17 protein-coding genes and 1 pseudogene are annotated in these 19,440 nt (G+C 42.1%); 1 reads left to right on the forward strand and 17 read right to left on the reverse strand.

Annotation, left to right across the window (positions count from 1 at the left end; translation table 11 throughout):
- Positions 1-294: 294 nt before the first annotated feature.
- A pseudogene (locus L634_RS34490) lies at positions 295-420 on the reverse strand (GNAT family N-acetyltransferase); the annotation flags it as partial.
- A gap of 19 nt (positions 421-439) precedes the next feature.
- Entirely contained in the window at positions 440-901 is a 462-nt protein-coding gene (locus L634_RS0123895; RefSeq protein WP_026584620.1) for a DinB family protein, read from the reverse strand.
- Between the two features lie 154 nt (positions 902-1,055).
- Between L634_RS0123895 and L634_RS0123900 the strand changes: the two genes are divergently transcribed.
- On the forward strand, positions 1,056-2,570 hold the full coding sequence (locus tag L634_RS0123900) for a glycine betaine uptake BCCT transporter (RefSeq protein WP_026584621.1): 1,515 nt from the start codon (positions 1,056-1,058) through the stop codon (positions 2,568-2,570).
- A gap of 47 nt (positions 2,571-2,617) precedes the next feature.
- Here the strand turns inward: L634_RS0123900 and L634_RS0123905 are convergent, their stop codons facing one another.
- The 15 genes from L634_RS0123905 to L634_RS0123975 form a co-directional block, all read right to left on the reverse strand.
- On the reverse strand, positions 2,618-3,025 hold the full coding sequence (locus L634_RS0123905; protein WP_051428403.1) for a VOC family protein: 408 nt from the start codon (positions 3,023-3,025) through the stop codon (positions 2,618-2,620).
- A 120-nt stretch (positions 3,026-3,145) separates the two neighbouring features.
- Positions 3,146-4,009, reverse strand: coding sequence for an AraC family transcriptional regulator (locus L634_RS0123910; RefSeq protein ID WP_026584623.1), 864 nt, complete (start codon positions 4,007-4,009; stop codon positions 3,146-3,148).
- A 459-nt stretch (positions 4,010-4,468) separates the two neighbouring features.
- On the reverse strand, positions 4,469-6,544 hold the full coding sequence (locus L634_RS0123915; RefSeq protein ID WP_026584624.1) for a catalase: 2,076 nt from the start codon (positions 6,542-6,544) through the stop codon (positions 4,469-4,471).
- Between the two features lie 303 nt (positions 6,545-6,847).
- Positions 6,848-8,125, reverse strand: a complete 1,278-nt coding sequence (locus L634_RS0123920; protein ID WP_026584625.1) for an MFS transporter — start codon at positions 8,123-8,125, stop codon at positions 6,848-6,850.
- A complete protein-coding gene (locus L634_RS0123925) occupies positions 8,126-8,605 on the reverse strand; it encodes a winged helix-turn-helix domain-containing protein (protein ID WP_034263157.1) in 480 nt (159 codons plus the stop codon).
- A 289-nt stretch (positions 8,606-8,894) separates the two neighbouring features.
- Positions 8,895-9,542 carry a bifunctional 4-hydroxy-2-oxoglutarate aldolase/2-dehydro-3-deoxy-phosphogluconate aldolase gene (locus tag L634_RS0123930; RefSeq protein WP_026584627.1) on the reverse strand — a complete coding sequence of 216 codons (648 nt, stop codon included), beginning with the start codon at positions 9,540-9,542 and terminating at the stop codon, positions 8,895-8,897.
- 16 nt (positions 9,543-9,558) lie between these two features.
- A complete protein-coding gene (locus L634_RS0123935; protein WP_026584628.1) occupies positions 9,559-10,518 on the reverse strand; it encodes a sugar kinase in 960 nt (319 codons plus the stop codon).
- A gap of 44 nt (positions 10,519-10,562) precedes the next feature.
- Positions 10,563-11,408 (reverse strand): SDR family oxidoreductase, encoded by an 846-nt coding sequence (locus tag L634_RS0123940; protein ID WP_026584629.1) that lies wholly within the window; start codon positions 11,406-11,408, stop codon positions 10,563-10,565.
- Positions 11,405-12,478, reverse strand: a complete 1,074-nt coding sequence (uxuA, locus tag L634_RS0123945) for a mannonate dehydratase (protein ID WP_026584630.1) — start codon at positions 12,476-12,478, stop codon at positions 11,405-11,407. The genes L634_RS0123940 and uxuA overlap by 4 nt, the downstream gene beginning before the upstream one ends.
- A gap of 13 nt (positions 12,479-12,491) precedes the next feature.
- Positions 12,492-13,889, reverse strand: a complete 1,398-nt coding sequence (gene uxaC, locus L634_RS0123950) for a glucuronate isomerase (RefSeq protein ID WP_232233831.1) — start codon at positions 13,887-13,889, stop codon at positions 12,492-12,494.
- Positions 13,890-13,917: 28 nt separating this feature from the next.
- Positions 13,918-14,676, reverse strand: a complete 759-nt coding sequence (locus L634_RS0123955; RefSeq protein WP_026584632.1) for an SDR family NAD(P)-dependent oxidoreductase — start codon at positions 14,674-14,676, stop codon at positions 13,918-13,920.
- Positions 14,677-14,705: 29 nt separating this feature from the next.
- Positions 14,706-15,986: a TRAP transporter large permease gene (locus tag L634_RS0123960; protein WP_026584633.1), complete on the reverse strand. Its 1,281-nt coding sequence runs from the start codon at positions 15,984-15,986 to the stop codon at positions 14,706-14,708.
- A gap of 20 nt (positions 15,987-16,006) precedes the next feature.
- Positions 16,007-16,510: a TRAP transporter small permease gene (locus tag L634_RS31665; protein WP_157452451.1), complete on the reverse strand. Its 504-nt coding sequence runs from the start codon at positions 16,508-16,510 to the stop codon at positions 16,007-16,009.
- A gap of 14 nt (positions 16,511-16,524) precedes the next feature.
- Entirely contained in the window at positions 16,525-17,538 is a 1,014-nt protein-coding gene (locus L634_RS0123970) for a C4-dicarboxylate TRAP transporter substrate-binding protein (protein ID WP_157452452.1), read from the reverse strand.
- Positions 17,539-17,607: 69 nt separating this feature from the next.
- Positions 17,608-18,294, reverse strand: coding sequence for a GntR family transcriptional regulator (locus L634_RS0123975; RefSeq protein ID WP_026584635.1), 687 nt, complete (start codon positions 18,292-18,294; stop codon positions 17,608-17,610).
- Between the last annotated feature and the right edge of the window lie 1,146 nt (positions 18,295-19,440).

Consider the following 19,440-nt stretch of genomic DNA (forward strand, 5'->3'; position numbering starts at 1 on the left):
AGCACAACAATGGATAGTAGAACAAAGACAAGCCTAACTTTTTGTTTAGCTGAGCCCTTAAGCTAATTCAGCAATCGGCGGAGCGAACTCTTGACAAACCGAACTTGCCAATGGTTTAAAATGGAAACAACCAAGGGCTTATTTGGTATGCCTTCTTTTGTTCCCTTCGCCCTTGTTAAACAATCCTCAAACCATTGGCGTGTTTGTCAAGAGCGATTGCGGCGCATCTCCATCCAGTAAATAGGAGAGAAACTAACCCTTTAGGTAGTTTTCATAAATCTTTTGACACTACCCCTTCTGAAAATCCTGCGCATAGCCATATGCCTCAATGTCACCTATTATAAAAAGATTCTCCGCAGGCTGCCGGCGGAGAAAACGAAAGCAAATTTCATGGTCTTGTTCAGTAAGCCTTCTAATCATTTTTCTCTATTCCCCTTATTTAATGTAATTCCCGCCCTAATAGATTTGCCGATACCGGTTCAAGTTCCAGTTCCCTTGCCCAGACAGACAGCTGGCCAATATGATGGATTTCATGGACAATAACATGCTGCAGGACTTCTTCCTTTTTGAAGCAGCCATCCATCCATGGCGGTGTAACCTTTTCATTGCATTGAAACGGCCATTTCTCCTGAAAAAAAGGCTCCAGCTCTCTGCGATATTCATCAGAAAGAGACTTTACTTTCTCCAATGTTTCATAATCAGAAAAGAACGGATCTTTCACTTCCTTGCCTTGAATGGCACAAATCCAGCTAAATTCTACATCCACAATATGAAAAAGGGTTTCTAAAATGCCTCCCACTCCCCCAGTTCGTTCAGTTTTAAGCTCTTCCAGTGTGAGCTGGCGGCACCATTCAAACCACTGATCACGGACTTGCCAGTTATATCGGAATAATGTCAGCAAACGATTCTGCCTCCTTGCCTATGAGTTTCTAAGGTTATTCTGCAGATCCGGAAAATTTCCTCCCTGAACAATGAATTTTCTTTTTTCTTCCGCATAAATCTAAAGCATGTACTCAATCCTAAAAGAAGCGGTGTATGCAGAAAGGGGATAAAATGTGAAGAAAGACTTATTGGTTTTATATATATCAGCTGGCATTTTATTATTGCTTGTTTTATTTGGCGTTTTTGTACCGGACTTGCTTGAGAGTGTGACAGCAAACGTGCAAGCCTTTATCACCGATAAGTTCGGCTGGTATTATTTAATACTGGTTTCGTTTATTGTTATTGTTTGTTTATATTTTTTAATCAGCCCGTTAGGAAAGATAAAGCTTGGGAAGCAGGATGATAAACCGGAGTTTTCCCGGCCTACCTGGTTTGCGATGCTGTTCAGCGCCGGAATGGGGATCGGACTGGTTTTCTGGGGTGCGGCCGAGCCGATTTATCACTATGCAGTCGGATCTCCAACAGGCGGTGAATTAGGCACTGATCAGGCAATCAGGAATGCTATAAGATATACGTATTTCCATTGGGGAATCCACGCATGGGCCATTTATGGAATCGTTGCCCTTGTCCTTGCCTATTTTAACTTCCGCCATGGCGAGCCCGGCTTAATCAGCGCTACCCTTAAGCCGATCCTGGGAGACCGCACGCAGGGTACTGCCGGAAAAGTTGTTGATATCATTGCAGTTGTAGCGACTGTCATCGGTGTTGCAACGACATTAGGATTCGGAGCCATGCAAATTAATGGGGGGCTTTCATACCTTTTTGGCATTCCCGTCAGCTTTCCGGTCCAGGTATTAATCGTCCTGATCGTAACGGTTTTATTTATAATTTCAGCATTGACCGGGCTTGGGAAAGGAATTAAAATTCTCAGCAATACCAATATGGTATTGGCTGTGCTTCTGTTTCTGCTTACTTTTTTTCTCGGACCGACATTATTCATACTGAATCTATTTACAAATACACTCGGAAGCTATCTGCAATTTCTGCCGGGCATGAGTTTTCGCATTGCACCTTTAAATGAAGATGTCAGAGAATGGATTAACGGCTGGACCATCTTTTACTGGGCTTGGTGGATTGCCTGGGCACCTTTTGTCGGTATCTTTATTGCACGTGTTTCAAAAGGAAGAAGCATCCGTGAATTCGTTTTCGGAGTATTGCTCGTGCCGTCATTGATTGGATTCTTATGGTTTTCCGCTTTTGGCGGTTCGGCGATTTTGCAGGAGCATAATGGGGTTGCGCAGATTTCTGAACTCGCTACTGAGGAAGCATTGTTTGGCGTTTTTTCCAACTTCCCGCTGGGAACGATCCTATCGATTATTGCGATCATCTTAATCTGCACCTTTTTCATTACTTCTGCCGATTCGGGCACCTATGTACTGGGGATGATGACAACTAATGGCTCACATCATCCAGGCCAAAAAATAAAGTTTATTTGGGGAATCATGCTATCTGCCATTTCACTGGTACTTTTATATTCAGGCGGTTTGCAGGCGCTGCAGAACACGATGATTGCGGCAGCTCTTCCTTTTTCGATCATCATGGCCCTAATGACCTTCAGCCTGATTAAAGCTTTGCAGAAGGAAGCAAGGGAACTGGGGATTGGGAAGATTCCAAAAAGAAAAACTTAGCATGTAAAAAACCTGCAGAATTGCGATCTGCAGGTTTTTTTTATGGATTATTTTTTTGTGTAGTTAAGATCCCAAATAACGCCAAATGGATCTTTTACTTTAGCATATTTTGCACCCCAAAAGGTATCCTGAAGCTCCATTAACACTGTGCCTTTATTGGCAATAGCATTATATATAGACTGGATTTCTTCTTCACTTCCAAACTCAAGCACTAATGAGATATGATTGCCAGCTGCCACATCCTGGCCAGGGAATGAATCTGATACCATTATGAGCAGACGATCCTTTTTCAGCTTTGCATGCATAATAAAATCGTCGGCCTCAGGCGGAGTTGGATAATTCGCTTCTCCATATGTTTGAAGTTCCGATACTTCCCATTGAAAAACTTCCCGGTAAAATTCCAAAGCTTCCTTTGCCTTTCCGTCAAACATTAAATAAGGTATTGCTTGGTTCATCACCTTAATCAGCTCCTTTTTGGATCAAACCCGAACATACATTCTTAATTTATCATATCATTTTTATTATGTATACAAAAAGATTGCTTATCCAGCAATCTTTTTAGAACAGCTCTAACCTTATTTTACCGGAATCCAGACCTCTGAATAATAGTCTGCACTTGACGGGTCTCCAGCAGAATATACTTCAAGTTCGGGTGCCTCCGCATGCTCATACCCGCTCGATGGGAACCATTCCGAGAAGATCTTTTTCCACGTATTCTGTATGGCATCCGGCATCGCTCCATGCACTTCAAATACAGCCCACTTCGCTGCCGGAATTTCCATGCTTTCGAGGCCATCAGGCTTTTCTCCTTTGCAGCTGGCTGCAATCCAATAGTCCATGCTGTCTGGTTTTGTGCTTCTTTTATCCACACACACACCGAGAACACCCTTTACTTCACCATTGTTTAGCTGGAACAGCTTGTCGCTTATCCCGTTACTGTTCACTTCATCCCACATTTTTGGTATGCCGGCAAGATTCTCTTCATTGCATAAAGAGAACTCCCTCTTTACTCCAGCCACTTGAAAAGCTGCTTTTTCCACAATTGAATACTGCATTGGTTCTGCTCCTTTCAGGCTCACCTGGATCGTCAGGCGGTTATATGATTTGAGCTTTCCGGAAAAATTCCTTGCTTCTGTCGGGGTAATGCCATGCTGTCTGCGGAAAGCTTTCGTAAAAGCTTCGGGAGTGTCATAACCATATTTGCAGGCAAGATCAATGATTTTGCAGTCTGTGCGCGTAAGGTCCTGTGCTGCGAGAGTCAGCCTCCTGCCCCTGATATATTCTCCAACCGGCATATCCGTGAGAATGGAGAAGGTACGCTGAAAATGAAAAGCAGAAGAATTCGCCGCTTCGGCAGCTCGCTGAATCGAAAGGTCTTCATCCAGCAAATGCTTTTCTATATAATCAATGGCCTTTTGCAGCGATAGGATCCATGACATTCTTGATCACTCCCTTAAATACATTCTAGCCATTTTAATCATTGGCTTCCTGTCATTTTGTGCTTTGTTTTGGCAGGTTGCTTTTTAGAAGTTCGTATTTTTGATGGAAAATACCTGCTGAAACGTATATTTTATCGAAAAAAGTTAATCTGCGATCTTGTACAACAGCAGTTCAATCTTTAAGCTGAAGGCTTTTACAGGCCTGTTTTGGTAAAATACCGGCCAAAATAGTACATTTACCGGCCATTTTCAGCTAAAGACCGGCCGAACTGGATAATTTACCAGCCAAATAGAATTTCCCTAGTCTCTCAGGACTCATTTAACGGCCTATTTATTAAGATTATCGGCCAAAATCATACTTTTATCGGCCAAAATAGTCGAAATAACGGCCAAACTGACAGATTTATCGGCCAACACTCTAAAAAAGCCAGCCGCTCATAAAGAGCAGCTGGCCTTGTCTTATATGGTACGGTCCCAATGGCGATGCATAGCAATAGCATTAATTAAATTCTCACTGAAGGAATGGAGATCGCCATCGCTGCGGTGTGCCACGATTCCCATTTCAGGTAAAGCTTGCGTGGCTTCTGCAGGGAGCAATTCTGCTCCTTCACCGCCAACTGCGATGGTTTTAAAATGCTGAAATGCTTCACGGACAAATTCCTTAGCTTGCGGAACTTTCTTCAATGCCTCTGCACTTTCCTTTCCGCCTGCAACATAGACAGCGTCATACATTACCGAGTGGGTGGTCAGGAATGTTTTCTTCGCTTCCAGTTCTCCACCGTCACCTTTGATCATTCCCAGGTTTTTGCTGACGATTTCTGAAGTAACACCGGCTTTCTTTAAGGCTTCCATCACCTTGCTGACTTCCTTCCAGTTAAAACCATGTTCCGCTAAGATCGCGACTTTTCTGGTTTTAGGCGATTTTGCTGTATTCATTTGGCTTAAAGCCGGGGAAGAAAGCGTTACCTTTGATTCATTAGCTGCATCCGGTACCTTTGCGCCTACTCCCAGGGCAATTTGCTCAGCAAGGAATGCATCTACATGGCTGAACATGTCTACCACCTGCTGCTGGACGTCTTTGCTTTGCACTTTCCCGACTTCAAAGCGGAACGCGTCAATTATATGCTGCTTTTCCGCTTCAGACATGCTGTTCCAGAACATTTTCGCCTGGCTGTAATGATCCTTGAAACTATCACTGCGTTCTCGGACTTTCCGCCCTTCCACTTTTTCCTGATAGTGCACATAACCGCCTTCTTCTTCTGCAGCTGGACTTGGGTCGTTATTCTGAAGTGAATTCTTATGGTAGGCAACAGGACCTTTATTAATGGTCATGCGATGGTAGCCGTCATATTGGTTGTTATGGAACGGACACACGGGGCGGTTGATCGGAAGCTCATGGAAATTTGGCCCGCCCAGGCGGATCAGCTGGGTGTCCGTATAAGAAAATAATCTTCCTTGGAGCAATGGATCATTCGAAAAATCAATCCCCGGCACCACATGTCCAGGATGGAATGCTGCCTGTTCCGTCTCGGCAAATACATTATCCTGGTTACGGTTCAGCGTCATTTTCCCAACAATCTTAACCGGCACCATTTCCTCCGGCCAAAGCTTTGTCGGATCAAGGATATCGAAATCAAAGGAGAATTCATCCTCTTCATCAATCATTTGTACCCCAAGCTCGAACTCAGGATAATTGCCCATTTCAATGGCTTCCCATAGATCTCTGCGATGGAAGTCCGGATCCTTTCCGGCAAGCTTTTGCGCTTCATCAAAAACAAGAGAATGAGTACCCAGAACTGGCTTCCAGTGAAATTTTACAAACCGGGATCTGCCCATTTCATTCACAAATCTAAATGTATGGACACCAAACCCCTCCATCATGCGATAGCTTCGGGGGATGGCACGGTCAGACATCGTCCACATTATCATATGAGCCGTTTCCGTATTGTTGGAGGCAAAATCCCAGAACGTATCATGGGCTGTTGAAGCCTGCGGCATTTCATTATGCGGCTCTGGCTTAAATGAATGGACCAGATCCGGGAACTTTATGGCATCCTGTATGAAAAACACCGGAATATTATTGCCGACCAGATCGTAATTCCCCTCTTCCGTGTAGAACTTGGTGGCAAACCCGCGGGCATCACGGACAGAATCTGCGGAACCGCGAGAACCTGCTACAGTTGAAAACCGTACAAATACGGGGGTTTTAACAGATGGATCCTGCAGGAACTTCGCTTTTGTATACTCAGCCATTGATTCATATACCTGAAAGTAGCCATGAGCGCCAAACCCCCGGGCATGAACAACCCGTTCCGGGATACGCTCATGGTCAAAGTGCGTCATTTTTTCCCGGAAATGAAAGTCCTCCATCAGGGTTGGTCCGCGGGAACCTGCTTTTAGCGAATGCTCATCATCAGAAACCTTGACACCCTGATTCGTTGTAAGCCTTTTTCCGGAATTATCCACGCGAAACTCCTCAAGCTGCTTGTCTTTGCTATGCTCATTGACACCTTTGTTTTGCCGATCTTGCTTCAAGTGTTCATTCCTCCTTTTTATATAAAGAAGCAGCTGCTTCTGTATTGCTAACGTTTTTATGTATCCCACTATTTGAAATACCCCGGAACTTAGCAGGTAAACAAATAAATAAAAAAGGAAGCTTTTTGACTGGTTAGGAAGACCTATAAAAAAAGAAAGCAGCGGAAACTGCTTTCTTTTTTGGTTCTATTCATAAAGTTTGTTGCTTTTTGAATAGAACTTAGGTTAACCGACTGAGCTGATTCCAGTTGAGGACACTCAACTCCAGCGGGAAAAGAGGACGTGGAGAAAAGAGCCTTCTTTTTAGATTTGTGCCGAAACCTCTTTTTTCGGCTGGTCTGCTTCTCTCAGCAGCTGCAGAAGGGTCCTTTTTCTAAGGTGATATAAAATCAGTGTCAGAATGCTCATTCCGCAGAATGCCATTAAGATCCAAACTGGCATTTTTTCAAGCAAGAAGCCGAAAGCAATAAAGCCTAATGGGGTCATTGCACTGGCTCCGGTTTCGAGCAGCGACATAACTCTGCCTCGGTACATGTCCGGTGTTCCTTTTTGCAAAAGAACCATAACCGGCATGTTTACCAATATAATTGTCGCCGACAAAAGCAGCACCATCACAATTAAGAAAGGAAACACGACATTGTTTGAAATGCCCATAAGGCCAGGCAGATTGGGCAGTCCGAGCAGGGCGATGATGATGGACATGGAAATGATTCCCTCAAAAATGGCGAATTCCTTTCGTTTGACTTCCGGACGGGCAGAAAGATAGATCGATATGGCCAGCGTTCCTACCGAAAAGGCTCCTTCGATGATTCCAAGCTGAACGGAGCTCATTTCCCGGATGGTTAAGACTAAATAAGGCATGGCAACTGGAAAAATAGCAAACCAAAAATTCAGCCAAATGCTAATGATAATCAGGTTTTTAATAAAAGGCTGATTTTTCACATAGCTAACGCCCATTTTCAAATCGGCTATCATGCTGCTTTTTCTTGTTTCTTCTTTTTCCTCTGCAAATAAGTTGTAATGGATAAGTAAGCTGCTAATACCTGAGACTGTAAAGGTGATGATGTTGATAAGCATGAAGGTAGTCAGATGAAAGATGCCAAAGAACACGCCTCCCAAAACGGGACCTAAAATAGCAGATAGGGAGACAGCTGTCTGGTTCAGTGACAGGGCTTTTTGCAGATGATCCGGTCCGACCATGTTATAAATTGCTGAGGTGACTGCTGCTGAGTAGAAGGTATTTAAAATGCTTAATACGGCTGCGGCTGTGTAAAGAAGCCAGATATCCTGAGCGGCAAACAGAAATAACAATAATACGGCTATAAGCCAGATGGCGCAGGCAAAATCGGAGATGATGATAATCTTTTTACGGTCCCAACGGTCACTGAAGGCCCCGGCTACAGGTGAAAGCAGGATCCTTGGCACAGTACTCAATATGAGGGTAATGGCAAAGTTCAAGCTTGATCCTGTTTCAGCGAGAATATATAAGCCAATGGCAAAACTGTATATGGATGAACCAAGCACTGCGGACATCTTACCTGCCAGAAACAAAGTTACATTTCTTTTTATCAATGCTTCCATCTATTCTCCTTCCTCCGAATCAAGCAATGTAAACTGGCATGAAATTTGATATGTGTCACGCTTTTTGGAATCTCCCTTAACGCTTTTTTCCATGTACTTAACGATCAGAGCATACAAATCATCCTGAAACTCTTTTAATTCTTCGTCTGTCAGTGACATGCTCGTTCCCATGGAAGTGCTTCCTTCCGTTTTCTCCTGCCCGCTTTCTTCGTTTAGAGTGAACTGGGTCGCTTTTGAGCGGTAATACTTCTCAATAATGCCCCTGTTTTCTCTTGTTTCCTCGATCTCCAGTATGCCGCCTTTATAGAGCTGCAGAATATGATAATGGATGCTGCCGGCCGATTTCCCCAGCTCATCAGCTACCTGTTTGGCTGTCATGGCACTTCTTGATAGGAGGTAAATAATTTTAACCCGCAATGGGCTGGAAATCAGCTTTTGCTGCTCAATTGTAATTTCCATTGTTTTTTTAATTAAATCCATTTTGAAGCCGCCTTTCTAATTCATTTAGATGATTTAATTTTATTATATGTTCTAAAAAATTAGAATGATACATTTTTATATAATTGCAAAAAAATAAGGGAAACCACTTTCATGGTTTCCCTTTTCAATCGTGCCCTTCTAAGGCATTCGGCTTATCCATATGTAAAAATGTGCATCAAGAAAATTTATTCTGGATATTTTATAGAGCACAGTACTCCTCATCTATTCCGTAAGCACATGGGTACCTATTCTTAAGTTTGATAGACGTTTAGGCAGCATGTGCAGAGTGCTATTTTCCTATTCCAGCTAATGCTGCTTTTTCAGTATATTTTCTTGCTAGTTTTTCAAGGGCTTCCCAGTTTTCTTGTTGGATTAGTTCAGTGTTTACTAGAGAACCTCCAATACCTGCTGCTACTGCCCCAGCTTTGATAAAGTCTTGAACGTTATTTAGATTTATGCCGCCTGTCGGCATTTTTGGTATATATCCCAGAGGTCCGTTTACATCTTTAAAAAAGCCTGGTCCTAATGCGCTCGCAGGAAAGACCTTCACCACGTCGGCTCCCCAAGTGTATGCATTTTTCATTTCTGTCGGAGTAAATACACCTGGCATCATAATTTTGCCTTCTTGTTTAACATACTCGATTATATCCCTGTCCAAGATAGGAGACACAATGAAATCAGCTCCTGCGTCAATAGCTGCCTTGGCTTGCTGGACATTAACCACTGTTCCGGCTCCAATAACCGCAGCCTCACTAAAAAGTGATTTTAATTCTCCTATTTTCTCATAGGCACTTTCAGAATCGACAGTCAGTTCAATACCAGAAACTCCACCTTTTATAAATGAGTCAACAAGCTGAACAGCCCGATCAGGATTCACCTTTCGAACTACCGCTATAATTCCTGATGACAATAACTTTGATAACATTGAATCAGACATATTAAACCTCCTTTCCTTATCTTTGTACATCCTGATTACTTGCTAAAAATTGACCCATCTGCCGGATAGTTGGCAGCCCTTCCATATCACCCGCCACTGTCACTACCATGGCACCAACTACAGAACCTCTCTCCACTGCAGCCTTTAATGACTTTCCTTCAAGAAGAGCTGTTAATACACCTGCCGCAAAGCCATCCCCCGCTCCGACAGGATCAACCACTTTATCCACTTTAATGCTGCTTACAAAGCCTTTCTCCAGCCCCCCCATAAAGTACGATCCATTGGCCCCGTCTTTAAGGATGACGTTCTTCATCCCCATTTTTTTACAGCTTTCAAAAATCGTGTCAGGCTCTTTAATACCAAATAAGTAAGTTGCTTCATCAATACCTGGCATAAATAAATCGGCTTGTTTTGCTATATTCATGATAATCTCTTTATGGTTTTCTATTGAAGCCATAATTTTATATCTTAAGTTTGGGTCAAAAGAAATAAAGATGTCATTTTCCTTTGCAAAATGAACAATTTCTTTGGTAAGATCGCGGCAGCTTTCACTTAGGAAAGGTGTAATGCCGCTTACATGTATAATTTTAGCTTCCTTTAAATATCCCCAGTCTATTTGCTCTTTCGATAATAGGCTCGCAGCTGAATTTTTGCGGTAATAATAGACTTGGTTTGCGCCTTCCCTTATCCGTTCTTTTATATATAGACCTGTTGGAGCGTCACTGGTCCTTTTCACCTGAGAGGTATCTACCCCTTCGCCTCTAATTGAATTAACCAGATAATCACCCAATTCGTCATCACTCACCTGGCTAATCCAGCCTGCTGTATGTCCCAGCCGGACAACTCCGATTGAAACATTGGATTCGGCACCACCAAAGCGTTTGTTAAATTGGGCAACATTCCTAAGGGGGCCTTTCTGTACAGGATCAAGGACTACCATCGTCTCTCCAAACGTAATTAATTCCGGATGCGGCATACTACTTCTCCCTTCAGTAATCTTTATGTAAAGATTAAATCTGCTTAAACACCAGAATAGGCCATAAAACCGCCATCTACCGGAACTGTTATGCCTGTTACAAAAGCGGACATTTCATTATCAGCTAACCATACAATGGTTCCCAATAAATCTTCCGGTTTACCAAATCTTCTCATTGGAGTATGTGTAATGATTTTATGGGAACGCTCTGTGAGGGACCCATCTTCATTTGTTAATAATGCTTTGTTCTGCTCTGTTAAAAAGAATCCCGGAGCAATTGCATTGACGCGAATTCCTGCGTCTGCAAAGTGTACAGCCAGCCACTGTGTTAAATTTTCGATTGCCGCTTTTGCTGCACTGTATGCAGGCACCTTTGTCATAGGAGAAGGTGCGCTCATGGATGAAAAGTTGATGATGACTCCGCCTTCTTCCTTGCTCACCATACTTTTGGCAAAAACTTGTGTAGGCAGCAAGGTCCCCACGATGTTTAAGTCAAAAACAAAGGAAAATCCCGATTTTTCCAAATCAAAAAACGACTGAACCTCTTTATTCTCAAGATCCCCGGCAGCAAAAGCTTCCTTCGTCGTTGTGCCCAATGGATGATTCCCCCCGGCCCCATTTATGAGAATATCGCATGTACCGAGCTTATCCTCAATTTCATTCTTCACTCTTTCCAGGCTTTCTTTATCAAGGACATCGCACGAAAAGGCGATTGCTGTTCCTCCAGCATGAATGATTTCTTCTTCAACCAATTTGCCTTTTTCGAGACTTCTGCCCAAAATAGCCGCCTTGGCTCCATGCGCTGCAAGTTTCTTCGCAATCGGTGCACACAAGACTCCGCTTCCGCCAGTTATCACAGCTACTTTTCCTTTTAAACCGTTTCCGCTCATACCTTTGCCTCCTTCATTCTATCCAGCGAATCCCATATCCCCAGAAGATACATGATACCTAGTGCCCGATCATATAATCCGTAGCCTGGACGGCATTCCTCATCCCAAATATGCCTGCCATGATCTGGTCTGATATACCCTTGGAATCCACCATTATGAAAAGCTTTCACAATCGAAAAAATATCCAGTGAGCCATCACTTGTCCTGTGTGATGTTTCAATAAAATCGCCGTTATCAAAATGTTTAAGATTTCGGATATGAGCAAAAGGAATCCTGTCTATGTACTCCTTTACAATTTCCGGAAGGTCATTATGGAGATTTGCGCCCAGTGACCCGCTGCAGAATGTTAAACAATTAAAAGGACTTTCAACCAAATGAAGAAGCCTCTTAATATTTTCCTTGCTGGTAATGATTCTTGGGAGGCCAAAGATTGGCCAGGGGGGATCATCAGGATGAATAGCCATCTTGATGCCATTTGCTTCTGCAACCGGGATGATTTCTTCAAGGAAGTACTTTAAATTCCCCCAAAGCCTTTCTTCATCGATATCTTTGTAAGCTTTAAACAATCTTGCTAAATCACTTAATCTATCAGGTTCCCAGCCAGGCATTGATAATTCTTTATTTTCCAGAATGGTATGAACCAAATCATCAGGGTTCATTTCATCCACTTTCTTCTTCTCATAAAAGAGTGCCGTTGCCCCATCATCCATTGGCTGATGCAGCTCTGTCCTTACCCAGTCAAATACAGGCATAAAGTTGTAGCAGATTACTTTAACCCTAACTTTCGCCAGACTCCTGATTGTATCTTTATAGTTTTCGATGTATTTGTCCCTTGTCGGCAATCCCATTTTAATATCCTCATGGACATTTACACTTTCAACGACATCTATGCTAAACCCATACTGATCAGCTTGGGCTTTTACTTTTTGAATCTCTTCCTCTGGCCATTTTTCGCCGGCGGGAACATCGTGCAGTGACCATACTATCCCCTTTACACCGGGGATTTGTTTTATATAGTTAAGCGGAACCGTATCATTGCCTTCCCCAAACCATCTAAATACCATTTCCAAATTTATCACCTATTTACGATATGTCTTGTAGTCCTAAATAGCCTTCAATATTAAAATAACAAATATCTTTAATTATTTTTTCTAGATATCGATAATCTTCGGGATATTCGCCATTTTCAACCCAGCCTCCAACAATATTGCAGAGTATCCGCCTAAAATACTCATGTCTTGTATAGGAAAGAAGACTGCGCGAATCGGTTAGCATTCCAACAAAACGGGATAGCAAGCCAACATTCGCCAGAACCCTAATTTGATCTTCCATTCCATCCTTCTGGTCATTAAACCACCAGGCAGTTCCAAATTGGATTTTACCAGGTACATTCTCCTGAAAGTTTCCAATCATTGAGGCAACCATGTAATTATCCCTCGGATTCAAACAATATATGACTGTTTTAGGCAGGTCCCCGTTTATATCAAGAGAATCCAGAAGCTTAGCTAAGTCGTTTGCATAGTTAAAATCATTTATGGAATCAAATCCTGTATTAGGCCCCAGCTCCTTATACTTTCTGGAATTATTGTTCCTCAGGGCTCCTATATGGAGCTGCATAGCCCATCCATTCTTTGAATACGACTTACCAAGTTCCTTCATTAAGGCAGTTTTGAATTTTATTGCTTCCTCTGAGCTAATAGACTGAGAGGATAAACCTCTCGCAAAGATTAATTCTACTTCGTCTTCTGCTGCCTCCATATAAAACGGATTGTCCAATCCATGATCAGACAGCCTGCATCCGCAGATGTGAAAAAAGTCAATTCTGTCATTGAGCGCCTGAACAAATTCTTTAAAGCTGGCAATATCTCTATTTGTGATTTCTCCCAATTTGCTTACCCATTCCGCAAATGTGGCCTGGTCAATATTTAAAGCTCCATCCGGCCTGAAAGTAGGCAATACTTTTACATCAAAATCCGAATCCTCCCTAAGCCGCATATGATACTCCAGGTTATCCAATGGATCGTCGGTGGTGCATAGACCTTTAACATTGGATCTAAAAATTAGATTTCTGGGAGAAAAATCATTCTGTTGAAGTAAGCCGTTTGCCTTTTCCCAAATCGTCTCAGCCGTTTCAGGCGTCAGAATTTCTTTTATGCCAAAAAATCGCTGCAGTTCGAGATGAGACCAGGAATACAGTGGATTTCCTAGCGCTAAAGGCAAAGTTTCAGCCCATTTTAAGAACTTTTCCTTATCGTCGCTGTCACCTGTGATAAAACTCTCCTCAACTCCATTTGCTCTAAGGATTCTCCATTTATAATGATCTTCGGCCAGCCAAATTTCTGTAAGGTTCTTAAAGCGCCTATTCTCAAAAATCTCTTTTGCAGATAAATGGCAATGATAATCAAAAATCGGCATTCCACTTGCGTATTCATGGTATAATTTTTTCCCTGTCTGAGAGTTCAACAAATAATTCTCATCCATAAAAGCCATTGGGTTTCACCCTTTCTTATTAATCCATTAGGAGGCCTCCATTAACCTCGATAATTTCGCCTGTAATATAACTTGCATATTCCGAGGCCAAATAAAGTGCCGCTCCAACGACTTCTTCTGGCTGCCCTTCTCTTTTCAGAGGAACTTGACTCGCCATATTACGTCTCATCTCAGGAGTTGAATATTGATCATGGAATGGAGTAGCAATGATTCCAGGGCCGATTGCATTAACGGTTATTTTCGAATCTGCCAGTTCTTTAGCAAGCCCTCTTGTTAAAGTGCTAACTCCGCCTTTTGCAGCCGCATAAGCAACTGCACCTCCACCGCCGCCGTTTCTAGCGGCAAGAGAAGTCATATTGATAATTTTTCCTGATCCCTTCTTCTTCATAACCGGAATAATGGCTTTCGTAACGCGGAAAACAGAATTTAAATTAATGTCCATGATCCTGTTCCAGGTTTCTTCCTCTAAATCCTCGATATTGCTTCTGGTAACCATTGTACCTGCATTATTTACGAGGATATCTATGCCGCCAAATTCTTCAGTGATTTGATTAACCATGTGCTGGACATCACTTTGTTTTGTCACATCCCCCAATACCAGCATTCCTTTTGTTCCTTTTTCCTCAACCTGCTTTAAGATTCTCTCTGCTTCCAGCCTTTTTGTATTTCCATGGATAACCACGCTAGCGCCATGCTCCGCAAAGCCAAGAGCAATAGCTGCACCAATGCCTGAACTGCTTCCCGTCACCCAAACTACTTTATTCTCAAATGAAATCATCTGCATCCCCCTTATTGCTTGAAAAAATATTACATTAATAAATTTGGCAAAAATAAGACAATTGAAGGTACAAAAAGTAATAGAAGGACAAGCAATGCAACTCCCAACATAAATGGAAAAGCTTCTTTTACATAGTCTTCAATAGGCACCTTTGTCAGGGAACATACTGTATACATGGTTACTCCCACAGGAGGTGTCATACCCCCAAATGTCACAATTGTCATCATTAAAATTCCAAAATGGACCGGATCGACACCGATTTGCTGAATGATTGGCAGGAAAATGGGTGTCAATAACAGCACAAGCACAGTTGACTCGATGAACATACCAGCTAATACTAAGAAAAGTAAGATCAGCAATAATAAAAGTGTCGGATTGCTCGTGATTCCCAGCAGGAATTCTGCCGTATTTTGCGGCAATCGTTCATAAGTGATAAGAAATCCTAAAATGGATGAAGCAGAAATAATCAATAAAATCGTGGCATTGTCTGTAACGGATTGCTTTATTGACTCCACAATATGCTTCCACTTCAGTTCCTTATAGATAAATACACCAACAATAACGGCATACACTACTGCGAAGGCTCCTGCCTCTGAAGCTGTAAAAATTCCAAACCTGATTCCAACAATTAATATGACCGGGAATAATAAAGCCCAGATACTTTCCTTCATGGCAATCATAACCTCTTTAAACGTCGCACGTTTACTGACTATCCCTTCATCATATCCCCTTTTTTTGGCAATCAAATAAGCAACAGCCATTAAAAAGACCATCATTAGAAACCCTGGGATAATTCCGGCCAAAAACAATCTTCCTATCGATACTTCCCCTACATATCCATATAAAATCAAGCCAATACTCGGGGGAATTGTAGCTGTAATCAATGAACTCAGGGCAATAACACCAACTGAATAGCCCCCTGAATATCCCCTGCTTATCATCTGCTGGCCAAGAATTCTGCTTTGCATTGCAGCATCAGCATTGGCAGAACCAGAAATACCGCCCATAATCGTACTAAGTACAATCGAAACATGTGCAAGACTGCCAACTAAATGACCCGTTAAGGCAGTAGAAAATTTAATTAAACGGGAAGTAATCCCCGAAGAATTCATTAAATTGCCCGCTAGAATAAAAAACGGTACCGCTAATAATGGAAAGGACTGCGTGCCAGCGACCATTCTCTGTGCAGCAATCGATTCCGGAAGGTTTGGCTCTGCGATGATATAGGCCAGGCTCGCTATTCCTATAGCAAATGCCACTGGCATATTAAGAAACAGCAAAATAAAAAAGATAATTCCTACCATTATCATGCAATCCTCCCCCTTTCCACTCAGAAATTTTTAGAATTATTATCTATATTTTTTGAATTGTTGATTAACAACATAAATTTACTTCTTAGTTTTAGTAACACTGTTATGATCATAAGAGCACTGCCAACCGGTACAGCACCTGTCACAAATGAATAACTTATTGAAAGGCTCCTAATCGTCCGAATCGAATTTTCAAAACTTAATTGAAACCCATATATACAAAGGAATACTAAGAACATGAGCATTATAAGCAGGATCATTATTTCTATGAAAACTCTTGGTTTATCAGATAGACGCTTGGTGAAAAAATCCACTCCTATATGATTGTCTTCTCTTAATGCACGGTTTGCTCCAATAAAAATAGCCCACACAAACAGCAAGTTTGCAATTTCTTCAGTTCCAGCGATGGGAAATCCGGCCCATCGCAGCACTGAAGCAATAAAAACAAACAAAACTATGGAGATCATCAAAGCATTTGAGATAAAAATTTCTGCTTTTACATAACCTTTTGCGATCTTATCCATATTTTTCAACTCACTTATTTACCTAGTATGTTATTAATTTCTTTTTGAAGTTCTCTATAGCCGTCAAATTTGTCATAGACTGAATCAGTCGCTTCCTTAAATAGCTCTACATCTACTTCGTTTACTTTTAAGCCTTCATCAACCATCTTTTTCTCGTAATCTTCTAGTGATTTAACTGTATTTTGCGAGGCCTCTTCACCAAACTTTTGAGCTTCTTCATATATTACTTTCTGATATTCTTCAGGTACTGAATCCATCCAGGTCCTGCTCGCTACAATACCTGTCAGCAATTGAAAGTGTCTTGTTTTCGTCAAATAGTCTGCAACCTCATAAAGCTTTGCCCCATATGTAGCAGGGTTTTGGGCTTCTGCAGCATCAATAACATTTTGCTGCAAACCAGGATACACCTCTGTCCATGCAATTCCAGCCGGGCTAGCTCCCAGCGCTTCCATCGTTTCCAAGAAAACCGGGGCATTAATCGTACGAATCTTTAAGCCTTTCATATCATCCGGTGTTGTTATTGGCTTGTTTGTCAGCATATGTCTTTCTCCCTGATACCAGTTGAAAGAAACAATTTGAAGATTCTGTTCATCAGCCAACTGATTTTCCCACTCTTTGAATAAATCAGACTGAACAACCTTACTTGCTTCTTCATAGTCATCAACAATGTATGGAGCAGATAAAATCCCTATTTCAGGAACCATATCCGCCAGTCTCCCAGTATCAACAACAACGGCAATATTGGCACCACTTTTTGCCTGTTCAATAACATCATTGTCCTCACCCAGGGAACCGCTTCCAAAAATCTCAATTGTTACGTTCCCATCTGTTTTCTCTTTAACCGAGTTGCTGAATTCAACTAAGCCATCATAGATTGGGTCACCCTCTTTTAAAGCGGTCCCCAATTTTAATGTGTACCCATCTCCTTCACCGCTTTCCGCACTTCCATCGCTCCCCTGAGAACATCCGCCCAGGAATAGCATAGCTGTTAATGCCAGTAAACCTAAATTTCTCATTTTTAACTTCATTTCTCTTCCCCCTTAAAATCAAAATAATCAAAAAACATAAAGTATGCGCTTTCATTTGGGGCAAAATAATTATTTGAAATAATTGAAGTATTGACTCCGCAGTTCCTCTTGTTCGAAAGTCAACTTCTTCAAGTGCTGTTCCATAACTTGGTCAGCCTTTTCCTGATCCTTTTCTTTAATTGCTTCTACTATGCTTTCGTGTTGAGAAAGTATTAAATCCCACTGGTAATTCGCAGCAAGGCTAAGCATCCGTATCCGATTTAAATGAGCATTCACCTGTTGAATAATTGTCCATATTCTTTCTTTTCCGGCACCAATTGCGATTCTTTGATGAAAACTTTCATCCAATTCAAACAGCTTTGTGTAATTTTTTTCCGCAACACACTGTTTTTGAAGAAGCAGATTGGATTCCAGTTCAAAAATGCCGTCACTGGAGAACTTTAAACATGCTTCCTTCACCACAGCTCTTTCAAGATGTTCACGAACAAATCTTGCTTCTTCTACATGATTGAGGTCAATGAGTGAAATAGTTGTTCCTTTCTGAGGATAAATTTCTAGCAGCTCTTCCTGTGCAAGTTTAACAAACGCTTCTCTTACGGGCGTTCTGCTGACGCTTAATAGCTCGGAAATTTCCTTCTCCGATATACTTCTTCCTGGTTCAAGTTCCAGTGCGATTATATTCTCCTTTAAAACTTCATAAACATGATCTCTTGTTGAATATTTGCTAGTTGGCTTTAGTGGTTTAATGTTTAACAAATTTTACGCACCCCCTTCTTCTTAGTTACCATACTAACATATTACCATACTTGTATGGTAGTTATTTCTGAAAATTTATTTTTTTATTAATCTTTCATCTATTATCCAATGATAAAATCTTAGATTAGCCGATTAGTCTTGGAAGGAAGTGATTTATATTTCTCAATCAGCTTTCTCCGTCTGAAAACAACAAAGACCATCAGGTTCCTGATGATCCCTGGTGGCCTTATATTTTTTTAAAATTATGCTCCGTAAACTTTACCTGTTGATTTCAGCTTGAGCTTTTTGCAGACGGCCCGAAGGTTCACCGGCGCCTTGTGCATACGGGACCTCCTTTTGATCCGCACTCGCGCAGGACTTTGAACCACAAGTTAAAATCACACGAATGCTTTTTTCGAGGATCTAGCGGATTCTACTTCAATCAACTAAATGCCAACATCAGCAATTGCTTTATCACTGCATAATAATAAAGGGTTTATGAAGACAGACATCGGTGAGCGGCAAGAAAAAGGTCGACATGAAAAGTTCATAAGAACGGAAATCGGTGAGGGACCCGGAAAATGGTCGACATGAAGAGTTCATGAGGACAGAAATCGGTGAGCGGCCTGGAAAATGGTCGCTATGTAGAGGTCATGAGGACGGAAATCGGTGAGCGGCCCAGAAAATGGTCGCTATGCCGAGGTCATGAGGACGGAAATCGGCGAGCGGCCCAGAAAATGGTCGCTATGTAGGGGTCATGAGGACGGAAATCGGTGAGCGGCCCAGAAAATGGTCGCTATGTAGAGGTCATGAGGACGGAAATCGGTAAGCGGCCCAGAAAATGGTCGACATGTAGAGTTCATGAGGACGGAAATCGGTGAGCGGCCTGGAAAATGGTCGCTATATAGAGTTCATGAGGACGGAAATCGGTGAGCGGCCTGGAAAATGGTCGCTATGTAGAGTTCATGAGGACGGAAATCGGTGAGCGGCCTGGAAAATGGTCGACATGAAGAGTTCATGAGGACGGAAATCGGTGAGCGGCCTGGAAAATGGTCGCTATGCCGAGTTCATGAGGACGGAAATCGGTGAGCGGCCTGGAAAATGGTCGACATGTAGAGTTCATGAGGACGGAATTCGGTGAGCGGCCCAGAAAATGGTCGCTATGCC

The organism is Bacillus sp. J33 (assembly GCF_000518885.1).
GTDB lineage: Bacteria > Bacillota > Bacilli > Bacillales > Cytobacillaceae > Cytobacillus.

Bases quoted from the DNA above. Each gene is read 5' to 3' on its own strand.
- L634_RS0123905 (WP_051428403.1), bottom strand. From the start codon at position 3,025: ATGAACCAAGCAATACCTTATTTAATGTTTGACGGAAAGGCAAAGGAA.
- L634_RS0123910 (WP_026584623.1), bottom strand. From the start codon at position 4,009: ATGTCATGGATCCTATCGCTGCAAAAGGCCATTGATTATATAGAAAAG.
- L634_RS0123920 (WP_026584625.1), bottom strand. From the start codon at position 8,125: ATGGAAGCATTGATAAAAAGAAATGTAACTTTGTTTCTGGCAGGTAAG.
- L634_RS0123925 (WP_034263157.1), bottom strand. From the start codon at position 8,605: ATGGATTTAATTAAAAAAACAATGGAAATTACAATTGAGCAGCAAAAG.
- L634_RS0123930 (WP_026584627.1), bottom strand. From the start codon at position 9,542: ATGTCTGATTCAATGTTATCAAAGTTATTGTCATCAGGAATTATAGCG.
- L634_RS0123935 (WP_026584628.1), bottom strand. From the start codon at position 10,518: ATGCCGCATCCGGAATTAATTACGTTTGGAGAGACGATGGTAGTCCTT.
- L634_RS0123940 (WP_026584629.1), bottom strand. From the start codon at position 11,408: ATGAGCGGAAACGGTTTAAAAGGAAAAGTAGCTGTGATAACTGGCGGA.
- uxaC (WP_232233831.1), bottom strand. From the start codon at position 13,889: ATGGATGAGAATTATTTGTTGAACTCTCAGACAGGGAAAAAATTATAC.
- L634_RS0123955 (WP_026584632.1), bottom strand. From the start codon at position 14,676: ATGATTTCATTTGAGAATAAAGTAGTTTGGGTGACGGGAAGCAGTTCA.
- L634_RS0123960 (WP_026584633.1), bottom strand. From the start codon at position 15,986: ATGATAATGGTAGGAATTATCTTTTTTATTTTGCTGTTTCTTAATATG.
- L634_RS31665 (WP_157452451.1), bottom strand. From the start codon at position 16,510: ATGGATAAGATCGCAAAAGGTTATGTAAAAGCAGAAATTTTTATCTCA.
- L634_RS0123970 (WP_157452452.1), bottom strand. From the start codon at position 17,538: ATGAAGTTAAAAATGAGAAATTTAGGTTTACTGGCATTAACAGCTATG.